Annotated in this window: 14 protein-coding genes; 2 read left to right on the forward strand and 12 right to left on the reverse strand. The window is 71.6% G+C overall.

Translation table 11 applies throughout. The features are described from left to right. Positions 1-224 precede the first annotated feature (224 nt). Together ACILSK_RS07285 and ACILSK_RS07290 are read right to left on the reverse strand one after the other, a co-directional pair. Complete coding sequence (locus tag ACILSK_RS07285) at positions 225-605, reverse strand: DUF3040 domain-containing protein (RefSeq protein WP_395726483.1); 381 nt, start codon at positions 603-605, stop codon at positions 225-227. 151 nt (positions 606-756) lie between these two features. After that, complete coding sequence (locus tag ACILSK_RS07290) at positions 757-1,533, reverse strand: class I SAM-dependent methyltransferase (protein WP_395726484.1); 777 nt, start codon at positions 1,531-1,533, stop codon at positions 757-759. 65 nt (positions 1,534-1,598) lie between these two features. Here ACILSK_RS07290 and ACILSK_RS07295 point away from each other — a divergent pair, with 65 nt between their 5' ends. Then, positions 1,599-2,432, forward strand: coding sequence for a ParA family protein (locus ACILSK_RS07295; RefSeq protein ID WP_395726485.1), 834 nt, complete (start codon positions 1,599-1,601; stop codon positions 2,430-2,432). An 82-nt stretch (positions 2,433-2,514) separates the two neighbouring features. Here the strand turns inward: ACILSK_RS07295 and ACILSK_RS07300 are convergent, their stop codons facing one another. Next, complete coding sequence (locus tag ACILSK_RS07300; RefSeq protein ID WP_395726486.1) at positions 2,515-3,129, reverse strand: SAV_6107 family HEPN domain-containing protein; 615 nt, start codon at positions 3,127-3,129, stop codon at positions 2,515-2,517. 212 nt (positions 3,130-3,341) lie between these two features. Here ACILSK_RS07300 and ACILSK_RS07305 point away from each other — a divergent pair, with 212 nt between their 5' ends. Further along, on the forward strand, positions 3,342-3,929 hold the full coding sequence (locus tag ACILSK_RS07305; protein WP_395726487.1) for a GNAT family N-acetyltransferase: 588 nt from the start codon (positions 3,342-3,344) through the stop codon (positions 3,927-3,929). A 24-nt stretch (positions 3,930-3,953) separates the two neighbouring features. On the opposite strand, the gene ACILSK_RS07310 is transcribed toward ACILSK_RS07305, so the two are convergent. The 9 genes from ACILSK_RS07310 to ACILSK_RS07350 all read right to left on the reverse strand — a co-directional run bounded on the left by ACILSK_RS07310 (position 3,954) and on the right by ACILSK_RS07350 (position 14,725). Next, the gene (locus tag ACILSK_RS07310) at positions 3,954-5,576 is read right to left on the reverse strand and encodes a DUF885 domain-containing protein (RefSeq protein ID WP_395726674.1); all 1,623 of its coding nucleotides are present in this window, start codon (positions 5,574-5,576) and stop codon (positions 3,954-3,956) included. A gap of 109 nt (positions 5,577-5,685) precedes the next feature. Then, positions 5,686-6,072: a monovalent cation/H(+) antiporter subunit G gene (gene mnhG / locus ACILSK_RS07315; protein ID WP_395726488.1), complete on the reverse strand. Its 387-nt coding sequence runs from the start codon at positions 6,070-6,072 to the stop codon at positions 5,686-5,688. Positions 6,073-6,079: 7 nt separating this feature from the next. Continuing rightward, a complete protein-coding gene (locus ACILSK_RS07320; RefSeq protein ID WP_395726489.1) occupies positions 6,080-6,340 on the reverse strand; it encodes a monovalent cation/H+ antiporter complex subunit F in 261 nt (86 codons plus the stop codon). Then, positions 6,337-6,939, reverse strand: coding sequence for a Na+/H+ antiporter subunit E (locus ACILSK_RS07325; RefSeq protein WP_395726490.1), 603 nt, complete (start codon positions 6,937-6,939; stop codon positions 6,337-6,339). Before ACILSK_RS07325 ends, ACILSK_RS07320 begins: the two co-directional genes overlap by 4 nt. Next, on the reverse strand, positions 6,936-8,600 hold the full coding sequence (locus ACILSK_RS07330) for a Na+/H+ antiporter subunit D (protein WP_395726491.1): 1,665 nt from the start codon (positions 8,598-8,600) through the stop codon (positions 6,936-6,938). The genes ACILSK_RS07325 and ACILSK_RS07330 overlap by 4 nt, the downstream gene beginning before the upstream one ends. Beyond that, positions 8,600-8,974: an NADH-quinone oxidoreductase subunit K gene (locus ACILSK_RS07335; protein WP_395726492.1), complete on the reverse strand. Its 375-nt coding sequence runs from the start codon at positions 8,972-8,974 to the stop codon at positions 8,600-8,602. Before ACILSK_RS07335 ends, ACILSK_RS07330 begins: the two co-directional genes overlap by 1 nt. Continuing rightward, entirely contained in the window at positions 8,971-11,841 is a 2,871-nt protein-coding gene (locus ACILSK_RS07340) for a Na+/H+ antiporter subunit A (protein WP_395726493.1), read from the reverse strand. Before ACILSK_RS07340 ends, ACILSK_RS07335 begins: the two co-directional genes overlap by 4 nt. A gap of 277 nt (positions 11,842-12,118) precedes the next feature. Beyond that, positions 12,119-12,802: a hypothetical protein gene (locus tag ACILSK_RS07345; RefSeq protein ID WP_395726494.1), complete on the reverse strand. Its 684-nt coding sequence runs from the start codon at positions 12,800-12,802 to the stop codon at positions 12,119-12,121. Positions 12,803-12,865: 63 nt separating this feature from the next. Then, positions 12,866-14,725 (reverse strand): extracellular solute-binding protein, encoded by a 1,860-nt coding sequence (locus tag ACILSK_RS07350; RefSeq protein ID WP_395726495.1) that lies wholly within the window; start codon positions 14,723-14,725, stop codon positions 12,866-12,868. Positions 14,726-14,750 lie beyond the last annotated feature (25 nt).

Raw genomic sequence — 14,750 nt, forward strand, 5'->3', positions numbered from 1 at the left:
CCGGGGCCCGGACTCCGGCTTGGCCCGGGCCCGGATTCCGTCCGGCCACCGGCAGCATCGCGGACGAACATCACGAATCACTGTGTTACTCGCCGGTTTCCGCGGGACGCTCGTCCGCGAAGCCGGCGCACCGTTCCGGTGATGTCGAGCAGGCACCGGCGAGAGCCGGTGATGCGCACACGACAACGCCGCGGCTGCGGGGCCGCGGCGTCGGTGTACAGAAGTTACTGGTTGGGCTCGTCGAAGCGACGACGGAAGCGTTCCTCCATACGGTTGCCCAGGGACGGACCGGCCTTGTCGGCGCCCTTGTCCATCCCCTTCGCGGCCCGCGCACCCGGCTGCCCGAAGACGAATAGACCGACGGCGGCCACCATGGTCAGGAAGCCGACGACGCTGACGATGACGCCGACGGCCAGCAGGCTTTGAGTCGCGATCACGCCGACGACCAACGCGACCAGACCGGCAACGAACAGACAGCCGGCGACGATGGGACGGCGGCGCCGGATTCGACTCACGTTGACGCTGGTCGCGAACTTGGGGTCGTCCTCGTAGAGCGCGCGCTCGATCTCGTCAAGCATCCGCTGTTCGTGCTCGGAGAGCGGCATTAGGTCCCTCCTCCGGCACAGGGGCCACCAGAAAGTGTGGTCACATCCTACGGCCGCCAACCGGCGACCTGAAACCAGGATACGAGCACTCGAGGCAGACCACTAGCGGGCTGCGCAATCTCCCACGCCAATCACCCTGATGTGACCAGAGTCACCCGACCGCGGGTCCCTCCGCTCCCGGTCGCCGGGCCACCACATGCAGATCGGACGCGATCCGTAGCAATTCGGGGTGAACGGCCGCCGCCGCTTCGAGGTCGGCCAGGTCGGCCTCACCACCGGGTGCGGCCTGGCGGGCCGCTCCGGACAACAATCCGGTGAGGACCCCGACACCGGTCACCGATTCGACGGTCAGGCCCGCCGTCTGCAGCAGCGTGCGGAGCTGGTCGACGTCGAGCCGGCGACGCAGTGGATCGGCCTCGCCGGTCCGTCCGTCGGCGCCGTCAAGCACGTGCCGGGCCTGCTCGAACCGACCAACCAGCGCCTGACTGAGCACGGCCCCGATCCGGCCGACGGCCAGCACCGAAACGGCTCCTCCGGGACGAACCGCCCGGACCACGCCGGCGAGCACGACCTCCGGGTCGTCCACTTCCTCCAACAGGTGGTGGCACAGGACGAGGTCGACCGATCCCGCCCCGGTCACGGTGTCCAGCCGGTCGGCGTCGGCCTGGATGCCGACCACCCGATCGCCGACCCCCGCATCCTCGGCGCGCCGGTGCAGGATCGCCAGCGAGTTGGCCGACGAGTCGATCACGGTGACCTCGCAGCCCCGCAGCGCCAACGGCACCGCGCGGGTGCCGCTGCCCCCGCCGACGTCCAGCACCCGCACCCGTGCCGATTCCCCCGGACCCGGACGGGCGAGCGCCGCCGCGAGCGCAGCCAGGGCCTGCTCGACCGGCTCGCCGGCCGCCGCCCGGAGTTGCTCCACCATTCGGTCCCTCCAATCCTGGGCCAGGTTGTCCCGAAGCGTATCGGCGCGCCCCCCGGATACCGGGGATGTGCGCCATCGGCCGGTACGGTTGTCCGGTGCTGGTTGCCAGTGTGCTGAGCCTCAAAGGCGGAGTCGGAAAGACCACGGTCACGCTGGGATTGGCCTCGGCGGCCGTGCACCGCGGCCTGGACACCCTTCTGGTCGATCTCGACCCGCAGATCAACGCGACGGCGACGGTCGCCCCGGAGCTGGACGGCGCCGTCGACGGGCGGCCACGGTGGTCCGTCGCCGAGGTGCTGGACGACCCGTCGGCCAAGGTCATCGGCAAGGCGGTGCAGCCGTCGGCCTGGGGTGAGCAGCTCCGGATACTGCCCGGCAGTGAACGCACCGAGATTCACAATCACCCGGACCCGGGATCCAAGCGGCTGTTCCGGCTGGCCTCGGCACTGGAAAAGGTGCGACCACTGCCGGAGCTGGTGCTGGTCGACTGCCCACCCTCGCTGGGCCAGCTGACCCGCAGCGCGTTGATCGCCGCCGACCGGGCCGTACTGGTCACCGAACCCTCCCTGTTCGCGGTCACCGGGGTGCAACGGGCGCTCGAGGCGGTCCAGACCGAGCGCTCCGCCCACCGGCCCGCCCTGCAGCCCCTTGGCGTGGTGATCAACCGGTTCCGGCCTCGGGTCACCGAGCAGGAGTACCGGCTTGCCGAGCTGCGCGACCTGTTCGGGCCGTTGGTGCTCAGTCCGGTCCTGCCGGATCGATCGGCCGTCCAGCAGGCCCAGGGGGCGGCCGTGCCGATCCATCGGTGGCCGACCGCGGGTGCCCGGGAGATCGCCCAGAGCTTCGACGTATTGCTCGACCGGCTGCTGCGCTCGGCGCGGTCGCGCGCGCGCAAGTAGCCGCTGATCGGCGGCCGGCCGTGCAGTCGGGCCGGCCACCGTCCCGGCGGGCGGCCGTCGAGTGTCTGCGCGCGCCCGGTACTTAGCGCCCGGCCGCGGATCCGATGCTCTCCCCCACCAGGGACAGGAACAGGGCGACCTGACGCACGAGGTCGTCCGCTTCGCGAGCGGTGACGCGCGCCGGCAGGCCGGCCTGGACGGCCTGCCGTGTGGCCGATCCGGCGGCGAAGAAGGCTGCCCACTCGGCGAACTCCGGGGCGACCCGGGTCATCAGGGTCCACACGCTGCCCTGGCGACCTCGGGTGGGTCGCGCCCGGGCGGCCACCACGGCGGCCGCCCCACGCAACGCGGCCAGGTGGGCGGTCGCATATCGGTCGGCAGGTTCACCGGCCGAGCAGGCACGGCCGAGCCCGAGTGACGCATCGGCCAGCAGGCTCCGGGCCGCCGGAGCCACCGGCGCCGTGGGCCTGGCCGTGCGCTGCCGCGTGCCGGCCCGATCGTCGCCCATCGTCGCTCCCCTTCTGCCACCGGAACTCGCGCCGGGCACCTCGCTGCGGTCGAACAACGCCGGCGGCCGCGAGCGGCCATGGCCGGACCGGCGGGCGGGCGATCCCGGCGCTGCCCGCCGGAGGTCCCGGGCCGGTCCGGCATCGATGGCGTTCGGCATCCGCACCGGCGCCTTCGTCGGCCTCGTCATCTGCGTCGTCATCTGCGTCGTCACTGGCTCGTCGTCAACATCATCGAACTCCCATCTTCGAACTTACGTTCTATCGTACGCGCGTTCGTATGACCCGTCCAGAACTGTGGAGCGGCGAGATCTTCCGGCACGGCGCCGGCACGACGCAGGCGGGGCAGTGGCGCACCGCCACGTCATGTCCGGAACGGCGAACCGCATGATGTGATGGAGTCATGTCGATTCCCACCACGTTCGACCGCACGGGCGGCCCGACCGGGCGCGTTGAGGTCCGGCGGCTGGACGCGGCGGCCTTCCGGGGCCACCTGCGCGAGCTGATCGGCATCTACCTGACCGCGATGCGGTACCCCGGCGAGTTGGCCGGCGCGCGGTCGGCCCTGTGGGAGGAGCACAGTCACCGGGCCGGGTTCGACTGCGTCGTCGCGGTCGGCCACGACGAGGCGGTGCACGGACTGGCCTACGGCTACCGGGGCGCCCCCGGTCAGTGGTGGTATTCCGAGGTGCGCCGCGGGGTCACCGCGACCGTCCTTCCCCAACTGTCCGACTTTTTCGAACTCACCGAACTGCATGTGCATCCGGCCTGGCAGGGGCGCCGGATCGGGGAAACTCTGCTCCGGCGACTCGCCGACGACCGGCCCGAGCGGCACATGCTGCTGTCCACCCCCGAGGGCGAGAATCGGGCGTGGCGGCTGTACCGGCGGCTGGGCTTCGGCGACGTGCTGCGCAACTACCGGTTCACCGGCGATCCCCGACCGTTCGGCGTGCTCGGCCGCGAGTTGCCGCTGGCTCCGCCGACCTTCTGACGGCACGCCCGCGGGCGCTCCGCCCTACAGCCGGGCGAGCCGCTCGGCCAGCAGGTCCAGGCCCATGGGTCCCATGTTCAGGGCCGCGGTGTGGAACGCCTTCAGGTCGAAGTCGTCGCCGTGCCGCCGCCGCGCGCCGTCCCGGCCCTGCAGCCAGACCCGTTCGCCGACCTTGTAGCCCGGCGCCTGGCCGGGCCAGCCGAGGTACCGGTCGATCTCGTACCGGCAGTGCCCAGGGTCACTGACGGTGCGGGTCAGCAGGAATTCCAGGCCCAGCTCGGGCGTCCACCGCTCCCCCTCGTGGAAGCCGGTGCCGGCCGGGATCGGCAGTTGCAGGTGCATGCCGATGTCCAACACGACCCGAGCGCTGCGGAACAGCTGGGAGTCGAGCAGGCCGAGCAGTTGCCCGTCGTCGGCCAGGTAGTCCAGTTCACGGACCAGCCGTTCGGCGTACAACGCCCAGCCCTCGGCGTGCGCCGAGTAGTCGGCCATCAGCCGCCGGAAGTCGTTCAGCGTGTCCCGCCGGGACACCGACGTGGCGATCTGCAGGTGATGGCCCGGCACGCCCTCGTGGTAGACGATGCTGGTCTCCCGCCAGGTGTTGAACACCTCGCGCCCCGGCTCGACGCCCCACCACATGCGGCCCGGCCGGCTCAGGTCGTCACTGGGACCGGTGTAATAGGCGCCGATCATGCCGCCGGGCGGCGCGATCAGGCACTCGAGCCGGCGGATCGGCTCGGGAATGTCGAAGTGGGTGCGACCGAGTTCGGCGACCGCTCGGTCGGACAGTCCCTGCATCCAGGCCTGCAGCGCGTCCACGCCGGCGAGCTGGTGGGCCGGGTCCCGGTCGAGGACGGCGGCCGCACCGGCCGGCCCCGCCCCGGGCGCGATCCGTTCGGCGACGGCCCGCAGCTCGGTCTCGATCGCCAGGAATTCCGACCAGCCCCACTCGTAGGTCTCCTCCAGGTCGATCACCGCGCCCAGGAAGTCCCGCGACGCCAGCTCGTACCGGTCCCGGCCGACCGCGTCCAACTCCGGTGCCCGCGGCCGGAGCCGGGTGCGCAGGAAGTCGGCAAGGTCGCCGTAGGCCGAGTCGGCGGTCCCCGCGGCAGCCGTCAGATCCGCGGCCAGCGTGTCCGGCAGGCCCGCCGTCCCGGTGCGGAGCCGGTCGGCGAAGTCGGTGAAGAAACCGGCGTCGTCGGCGCGGCCGGCGTAGGCGTCACACTGCTGCGCGCACTGGTCGACCTGCCGGACCGCGGCGACCTTGCCGTCGTCCGCGGCGGCCAGCAGGCCTTCCCGGTATCCCCGCAACGCCGCCGGCACCGCAGCCAGCCGGCGGGCGATGACCTCGACGTCGGCGACCGTGTCGGTCGGCATCAGGTCGAACACCTCACGCACCTCCTGAACCGGGGAGGCGAGCACGTTCAGGTCGGCCTGCGCCCAGCCGGACCGGTACCGATCGGCGTCGGCCGCGAGCCGCTCGGCCAGCACGGCCCGGGACAGATCGTCCCGCGGCCCGGTCGACGGCAGCTCGGCCAGCCGCCGTTCGGTCGCGGTGACGAGCTCGTGCAGGTCGCTGCGGCCGGCCGGGGAGAAGTCGTCCAGGCGATCCTGCTCGATCGGCACACCGATGTACGTCGCCATCATCGGTCGCCGGCGGGCGTACTCCAGGACGTAGGCGTTCGACAGCTCGTCGATCGCGGAGACGGAGGTCGTCGCGGCCGGGGCGGAAGGGGTGTCGGGCACGCGCCGGACGCTACCCTCGCGCGTCCGGCTTTCCGGCGTCCTTTTCGGGCGTGGCCGGGATCCCACCGTGGTCGACGCCGGTCCCGTCGTCGATGCTGCTGCGGTACGCCGATCGCACGGTCAGGTGCGCGGACACCGGGGCGGTGACGAACTGCAGGATGACGATCAGCACCAGCACGCCGACCACCGCGAGCGACTGCAGGACCAGGCCGACCCCGAGCATGAGCAGCATGATGCCCAGCACCTGCGGCTTGGTCGCGGCGTGGATGCGGCTCATGGTGTCCGGGAAGCGCAGCACCGCGATTCCGGCCAGCAGCGACATCAGCGCGCCGAGCACGATCGCCGCCGAGGCGATCCAGTCGACCAGGGTCATGGCGCCGCCGTCCATCCCGTTCATCGCCCGGTCACCGCCGATCCCGTGGGAGCAGCCGAGCGAGGCTGGCCGAGCCGAGGAAGCCGAGCAGGGACACCACCACCGCGATGACCAGGGTGATCGAGCTGTCCGACACCGCGGCCAGCAGGACGATGACGCCGACCACGATGGCCAGCAGCACGTCCAGGGCGACCGCCCGGTCGATCTGGGTCGGACCCTTGACGAGCCGGATCGCGGCCAGCATGGCCCCGATGCCGAACATGGACCCGGCGATCAGCACGGTCAGCGTCATCGGCGCCCGCCCCCCTTGCGGTTGACCTCACGGGCGGGCGACGTCCGGTCGTCGTCGCCAAGGGCCCGGCGGATGCGATCCTCCTGGGCCAGCACCTGGGCGACGAACTGCTCATCGGACTGCTTGTCCGCGTCGAGCACATGAATGGTCAACGTGCGGGTGCCGGAGTCGGCGTCGACGATCAGGCTGCCGGGTACCAGGGACACCGCCAGTGCGGTGAGCGCCTCCAGCAGGTCCGAGTCGGACGCGAGCCGGACCTGGGCAATCCGGGGTTGCGGCGGGCGGGGCCGCACGGCCAAAGCGCCGACGTGCACGCTGGCCACCACCACGTCCCAGAGGAAGCGGCCGATCAGCACCAGCGTCCGCCAGGGGTGCACGCCGAACCGGAAGTGCATGGTCGGCAGCGGGAACAGCAGCAGGATGACCGCGCTGACCACGACGCCCAGCAGGATCACGATCAGCGACGCCGATCCCCATAGCGCCATCCAGACCAGGACGAGCGCGACCAGGGTCATCAGGTACGGGGCCCAACCCCCGCTTCCGGGGATCCGGGCGCCGCGGATCTCGACGGCCCGCCGCCGCAACCGGCCGGGGCTCATCCGCCGGCCCCCGTCCCGGGCGTGGGTGGGACGCCCGGAGCGGCACCCGGCGGCGCCGGCACCCCGGCGCCCAGCACCGCGTTGACATAGATGCTGCGGTCGCTCAGGCTCGCGCCGGCCCGGGCGGCGACGTCGTAGATCGGGCCGCCGGCCACGGTCAGCAGCACGCCGACGGCGACGATCGCGGTGGTGGCACCCACCATGCCCATCGGCAGCCGGGCCGTCTCCTGCCGCGCCAGCCGGCGCTGGGCCTCCCGGTGGACCCGCCGCCGGGTCAGCAGCGAGCGCCCCGACTCGGTCTCTAACGGATCGCCGCCGATCGGCGCCGACTCGGGCACCGGGCGCCAGAACGCCCGGCCCCAGACGCGGATGATCGCGTACAGGGTGAGCAGGCTGGTCAGCGCGCCGCCGGCGACCAGGACGTAGGCCAACACCCGGCCGTCCTGCACGCCGGCCTCGAACAGGCCGACCTTGCCCAGGAATCCGGACAGCGGCGGGACCCCGGCCAGATTCATCGCCGGGATGAAGAACAGCACCGCCAGCATCGGCGCGGCCGAGGCCAGCCCGCCCAGCCGGGCCAGCACGGTGGTCCCGGCCACCCGCTCGACCAGACCGACGGCCAGGAACAGCGCGGTCTGCACGAGGATGTGGTGGGCCACGTAGTAGATGGCGGCGGACAGCCCGGTCTCCGACCCCAGCGCCACGCCGAAGAGCATGTAGCCGATGTGCGAGATCAGGGTGAACGAGAGCATCCGCTTGATGCCGGACTGCGAGATGGCGCCCAGGATCCCGATGATCATCGTGGCCAACGCGGCGATCATCAGCAGGGTGCCGAACGAACCGGTCGGGAACAGCAGCGTCTGCACGCGGATGATCGCGTAGATGCCGACCTTGGTGAGCAGGCCGGCGAACACCGCGGTGACCGGCGCCGGCGCGCTGGGGTACGAGTCGGGCAGCCAGGCGGACATCGGGAAGACCGCCGCCTTGATGCCGAACGCGACCAGCAGCAACGCCTGCAGGGTGGCCACGATGCCGGCCGGCAGCGCCGGGATCTTGGTGGACAGGTCGGCCAGGTTCACCGTGCCGGTGGCCGCGTAGACCATGGCGATGCCGGACAGGAAGATCAGCGAGGACAGCAGCGAGACCACGATGTACGGCGCCCCGGCCCGCAGCCGCTCGCGGGTTCCGCCGGTGGTCAGCAGCACGAAGCTGGCGGTCAGCAGGATCTCGAAGCTGACGAACAGGTTGAACAGGTCGCCGGCGACGAACGCGTTGGACACGCCGGTGATCAGGATCAGGAACGTCGGGTGGAAGATCGAGATCGGCACCTCGGGGCCGACCTCCCGGTCGGCCATGCCCTGCGAGATCCCGTACACGAGAACGGCCAGCGAGACCACGGTCGACACCACGAGCATGAACGCGGCCAGCTCGTCGGCGACCAGGGTGATGCCCAGCGGTGCGGTCCATCCGCCGATGTGCGTCACCATCGGCCCGTTCTGGGTGACCTGGGTGATCATGACCAGCTCGACGAGCAGTTGAATCGACACCACGGTGACCGAGATGGTGCGCTGCACCCGGGGGCGTCGGCTGGCCACCAGGGTCAGCGCGGCGCCGGACATGGGCAGGATGATCGACAGCGGCAGCAGCCAGGTCCAGCTCATCACTCCTCCCCCGCCCCGGCCTCGGCGTCGGCGAACTCGTCCGGTTCCAGCTCGTCCTCGATCTCGGGATCCCTGGTGTTGCGGTAGTTGCGGTAGGCCATCGCGAACAGGAACGTCGAGACGGCCAGGCTGATCACGATCGCGGTCAGGATCATGGCCTGCGGCAGCGGGTCGGCCAGCTGCTCGCCGTTCTGCGCCTCACCCACGATCGGCGGTACCCCGCCCTTCCCGCTGGTCAGCAGGAGCAGGTTGACGGCGTGCCCGGCGAGCAGGAAACCCAGGATGACGCGGATCAGGTTGCGCGAGAGCATCAGGTAGACGCCGGCGGCGAACAGTCCGCCGATGGTCAGGGCCAGGGCCAGGTTGGTGGTCACCGGGCGCCCTCCCTGTCCCGCGCGCCGACCGGCGGATCGCCGCGCTCGAGCATGCCCTGCCGGTCGAGCTCGGCACCCATGGCCCGGAGCACGTCGAGCACCAGCCCGATCACGATGAAGTACACCCCGATGTCGAAGATCGACGAGGTGACGAACTTCAGGTCGCCCAGCAGCGGCACGGTGGCCTTGAGGATGGTCGATTCCAGGGCGGCGCCGCCGGCGATCACGCCGTAGATCGCCGTCGCCGACGCGATGAACAGGCCGATGCCCATCAGGATGCCGGGGTCCCAGGGCGCGGCCTCGCCGAGCTCGTAGGCGCCGCCGGCGATGTACCGAAGGGCCAGCGCCAGGCCCACGATCAGCCCGGCGGCGAACCCGCCGCCCGGCTCGTCGTGCCCGACGAACAGCACGTAGACCGAGAACACCACGATGACGTGGAAGATCATCCGGGTGACGACCTCGAGCAGCAGCGAGCGCCGGGGCATCCAGTTGGTGGCCAGCCACGGCGACGGCTCGTGCGGCCGGCCGGCCTGCACCTCGGGCGTCGGCCGGCGGGGGGCCCGGCCGGTCCGCCGGACCAGGAAGATCATCGACGCGACGCCGGTCGCCGCGGCGATCAGCACGGTCAGCTCGCCATAGGTGTCCCAGGCCCGGACGTCGACCAGGATGACGTTGACGATGTTGTACCCGCCGCCGAACTCCACGGCCGGCCCGGCCAGGCCGGCGGACACCGGTTCGGCCACCCGGGCGCCAGGGATGATCAGCGCCAGCATCGTCATCAGCGCGCCCGCGGACACCGCGATGACGGCGCGGAAACCGTTGCCCCGGTGCTTGGCGAACAGCACATCGTCGGGCAGCCGGGTGAGCACGAGCAGGGCGGCGACCAGCGTGATCGTCTCGACCAGGATCTGGGTCAGGGCCAGGTCGGGAGCACCGCGGATGATGAACAGCACCGCCACGGAGTAGCCGACCCCGCCGACCATCAGCACCGCCGGCAGCGCCTTGCGGGCCCGCAGGGTCGCCGCGGCCACCGCCAGGATGACCACGCAGATCACCAGGGTGGCGGGTTGGCCCAGCACCTCGACGTCGGCCGGTCCCACCCCCGAGGTCAGCAGCATGGAGCCGGGAAAGAGCACCAGGACCATCAGGATGGCGCCCAGGGAGACCGGCAGCGAGCCGCGCTGGGTGGCGGTGGTGACCCCGTCGGCGATGCTGTCCACGCCCTTGATGGCCACCCGGTACGCCACCCCGGGTTCCACCCCGGGCCGGGCGATCCGCTCCCGCCGCCGCTCCCACGCCCGCTGCCCGGCGAACAGCCCGGCTCCCACCAACCAGCCGGCGGCGGACAGGGCCAGCGGCAGCGACCAGCCGTGCCACAGCGCCATCGCGTCGTCGTGGGTGGGGCCGGCGGTCTGCGCGTACGACTGCAGCAACGGCTCGAGCAGGCCCGGGAACAGGCCGAGGACCAGGCCGATGGCGACCATGACCGCCGCCGGGCCGACCATGAGCGCGCTGGTCGGCGCCGGGTCGGCGGCCGGCACCCCGGACTTCGCGGCGAATGCGCCCCAGATGAACCGGGCGCTGTAGGCGACGGTGATCGCCGACCCGACGGCCATCGCGGTGACGGCGACCAGTCCCCAGGTGCCGCCGTCGAGCAGGCCCGCGTAGCCGGCCTCCTTCGCCGCGAAGCCGAGCATCGGCGGGATGCCGGCCATGCTGACCGCCGCCAGGGTGGCCAGGACGGCCAGCAGCGGGGCCTTGCGGCCCAGGCCGGACAGCTTGGTCAGGTCGCGGGTGCCGGTCGAGGTGTCGATGATGCCGACGGTGAAGAACAGCGGCGCCTTGAACGTGGCGTGGGCGATGAGCATGGCCAGCCCGCCGAGCAGCGCGTCCGGGTTGCCCGACCCGATCAGCAGCGTCATCAGGCCCAGCTGGGACACGGTGCCGTAGGCGAGCAGCAGCTTGAGGTCGCGTTGCCGCAGGGCGATGACGGCACCGAACAGCATGGTGGCGCCGCCCAGGGTGACCAGCAGCGGTTGCCAGATGCCGAGCACCGCGAACGCCGGCCCGAGCCGCAGGAACAGGTAGATGCCGGCCTTGACCATCGTCGCGGCGTGCAGGTACGCGCTGGCCGGGGTCGGCGCGGCCATCGCCCCGGGCAGCCAGAACTGGAACGGCACGATCGCCGACTTGCTGATGCCGCCGACGATGAGCAACACCACCGATGTGGTGATCAGCGGTCCCTGCGGCGGGTTCGCCAGGATCTGCGAGATGGTGAAGGTGCCGGCCAGCGTGCCCAGCATGACGGCGCCGACCAGCATGACCAGGCCGCCGCCGGTGGTCACCATGAGCGCCTGGGAGGCGGCCATCCGGGACGACTTCTTACCGGCCCGGTGCGCGATGAGCAGGTACGACAGGATGCCGGTGAGTTCCCAGAAGATCACCAGCAGGATGAGGTTGTCGGCCCAGACCAGGCCGAGCATGGCGCCGGCGAACGCGACCAGCGAGCCGCTGTACTTACCCAGTCCGTCGTCGTCGGGTGGGAAATATCGGGCCGAATACAGCAGCACCAGCATCCCGATGAACGCGATGATCAGCGTCAGTGCCATCGCCAGCGCATCCATCCGCAGATCGATGGCCAGGTCGATGGCCGGCACCCACCGGGTGCTCGACGTCAGGGCCCCGCCGGCCATCACCGACGGCAGCAGGGCCGCCGCCCAGACGGTGGTGGCGGCCGGCAGCAGCGCGAGCACGATCAGCGCAGCACGGCCGAGCCGGCGGCACAGCGCCGGCGCGACGATCGCCACCGTCAGGTACAGCAGCAGCTGCCATGGCGCCAACGCGAACAGACCGGTCGGGCTCGTCATCGGGCCGCCCCACGGGGCGTCGGCTCGCCAGGGCGTGGCGGGTCGGACGGGCGCACGGGTCTCCCGAAAGGTTGGTGGGCTGAGGTATCCACCCTACCGAGTGCCCGTGACAGTCCGGTGTCGCCGCGGCGCCCCTCCCCCGTCGCCCCTGCCCGCGCGGATCAACTGCGGCTGCGCGGATGAAGTCACCCCGGATGTGACGCGTGGGACGGAAGTCGACGGGTTCGTCCGCGCCGTCATCCACACCGTCGTCCACACGGCGGGACGCCGGGCGCTGCTACAGCATCGCGCGGGTGCGCGTGGCGTCCGCTTCCAACTCGGCGAAGACCACCCGGATCGCGTCCAGCGAGTCGTTGACGTCGGCGGCCCGGCTCCCGGCATCGGTCTCCACGCCGACCAGGCCGGCCGTGGTGGACAGCTCCAACAGCCGGGCGTACAGCTCGCCGACCTCGCCGACCGCGTCGTGCAGCTTGGTCAGCAGCTGCTCGCGGCGCTCCCCGATCCGCTGCACGGTCGCCTGCACGTCGGCCGACCCCGGTAGTTGCCGCGCCACCCCACGGGCCCGCACCAGGGCGTCATCCACGGCGTCGACGGCCAGGGACACCGAGCGGGCGACCCGTTCGGCCTCCGCGGCCGCGTCGGCGGCCTCTCGAGCGGTCACCCCGACCGCCGGTGCCTGCGGCCCCGAGGTCAGCCGGTTCAGGTCGGCCCGGTAGCCCTGCAGGGTCTGCAGCATGTCGTACTGCACCGTCCCCGGGCGCAACTGCACCGGCGGCGGTGCGTCGTCCTTGCGCACCGCGCCGCCCACCACCGCGGCCACGCCCAGCATCCCGGCCCCAACGAGCCCGGCGGCCCCCACCGGCAGGCCCACCGCCCATGCCGAACCCGCGCCGATGCCGGCGACCACCAGACTCCAGGGGTCCCGGAGCGAGCGCAGCGCGCGAGCGGCGAACGAAGCCATGCCCCGATCATCTCTCGTCGGCCGACCCGGCGATGCCACCATCACGCGCCGCCGGGCACTGTCCTAGAAATTGGACAGCACGTCAGAGAACACCTTGTCGATGCTCGTCGGATTCCGTGCGTCGTAGGCGGCGGCCCGGGACGCCTCCGAGATCTCCTGCAGGGTCGCCAGGTCGGCATCGGGTCCGTAGGCGATGGTGAACACCCGCACCCCGTTCTCCTGGGCGCTCGCGTTCAGCTCGCGCAGCAGGCCGTCCAGGTCGTTGTCGGTGTACTCGTTGCGCCCGTCGGTCAGGACGACCACCGCGTTGATCGAGTTCGGGTCGTTCTGCGCGTTCATCGCGTCCGCGGCCTCGCGGGTGGCCGCGTACAGCGGCGTCCCGTTGAGCGGGGTCAGGCCGGCGATGGCGGCGACGATCGGCTGCCGGGTCTGCGCCAGCGGGCCCACGCCGACCAGGTCCGCGGTGATCGTGTCGGGGGTGGGCAGATCGGTGGTGAACGCCCACAGACCCATCTGATCGGTGTCGGTCAGCTGGCTCAGCGCCGACGTCGCCGCCTTCTTGGCCAGTTCGAGTTTCGACTCGCTGCCGTACCCCGACTCGCTGGCCATCGAACCGGACACGTCCATCACCACCAGGACCCGGGCGGGCTTGCGGACCTGCGTCCACACCTGCCGGACGTCCCGCAGCACCGTCGGCCCCGGCGGGTTCAGGGTGATCGTCACGCCGTCCGCGATGAGGTACGGGCTGGCGGTGATCGGCTCGCCCGGCTGATGGTCGGCGGTGCGGAAGTTTGCGTCGGTGAACACCTTCTGCTGCTCGGGAAGCAACAGGAACTCCATGAAGTCCTGCGCGCCGGCCTGCTTGTCCGGGGTCGACCACGATGCGTCCAGGATGACGAACGGGCTGTCGCTGTAGAGCGTGCCCTCCTTCGGGTACACCGCGACGAGCGGCACCTTGGGTGGTGCATGGTCGCCCAGGGTCGCCGGGTTCCCGCTCGGGTTGCCGGCGTTGTAGTCGAGCACGCTCTTTTCCTCGACGGCGACCGCGGACACGTAGCCGAGGGCGGATCCGGAGTCGTCGGCGTGCTGCAGGTTCGTCAGGTAGGTCAGGGTCGTGTCGCCGTAGTGGATGACGGCAGACTCGACGTCTTTGAGGTATTGCTGCACCTCGGGTCGCTGCAGGGCGGCCTCGGTCAGGTCCGACGAGGTGCCCGTGGCCGCGACCAGGGTGCCGATCGTGGCGGCCAGCCCGGAGGTGGACACCGTCGGGTTCGTCTTGCCCAGCGTGAACTTGCCCCATTCCGGGTGACCCTTCGCGGCCCAGCCCTGGGGGTCCTTGGCCAACGCGAGCACGTCCGACCAGCCGATCTCGGCGTCCGGCCACCCCAATGTCCGGGCCATCGGTTCGGGCATGGCCAGGACGAGCGGCGTCGAGACGATGGAGGGCGACTGGGCCGGCAGGATGTTCGGCCGGTCCTGGGCGGTCAGATCGCTGGCCAGCAGGCTGACCCAGGTCGATGCGGCGGGCGTCCAGGCATCCGGCGCGGGCCCGTCCAGCGATTCGTCCCAGCCCCGCGCCAGCGTGGCCTCGGCGGTGCCGGACGCCACCGAGTTCACCTGGATGTCGAAACACTTTCCGTCCACGGTGCGCCCGGACGAGTTGTACGTCTGCGCCATCTGCTGCATCAGGGCCGCCTTCTCGCTGGAGGCGGCGACCGTCACGCGGGTGCAGCCGTCCCGGGGCGGCGCGGCGGTGGCACCGGTCGACGCGGCACCCGAGCCGGAGCCGGACGAGTCGTCGTCCCGGGTGGTGAACCAGCGGATGCCGATGATCAGCAGCACGCCGACGATCACCGCGGCGATGATCGGCACGACGTTGCTGCGCTTGCGCGTCGGCCCGGCCTGACCCGGCGGATAGCTCACCGATGACCCTCCCCTGCTCCGGACC

This window comes from Nakamurella sp. (assembly GCF_044224575.1).
Taxonomy (GTDB): domain Bacteria; phylum Actinomycetota; class Actinomycetes; order Mycobacteriales; family Nakamurellaceae; genus Nakamurella.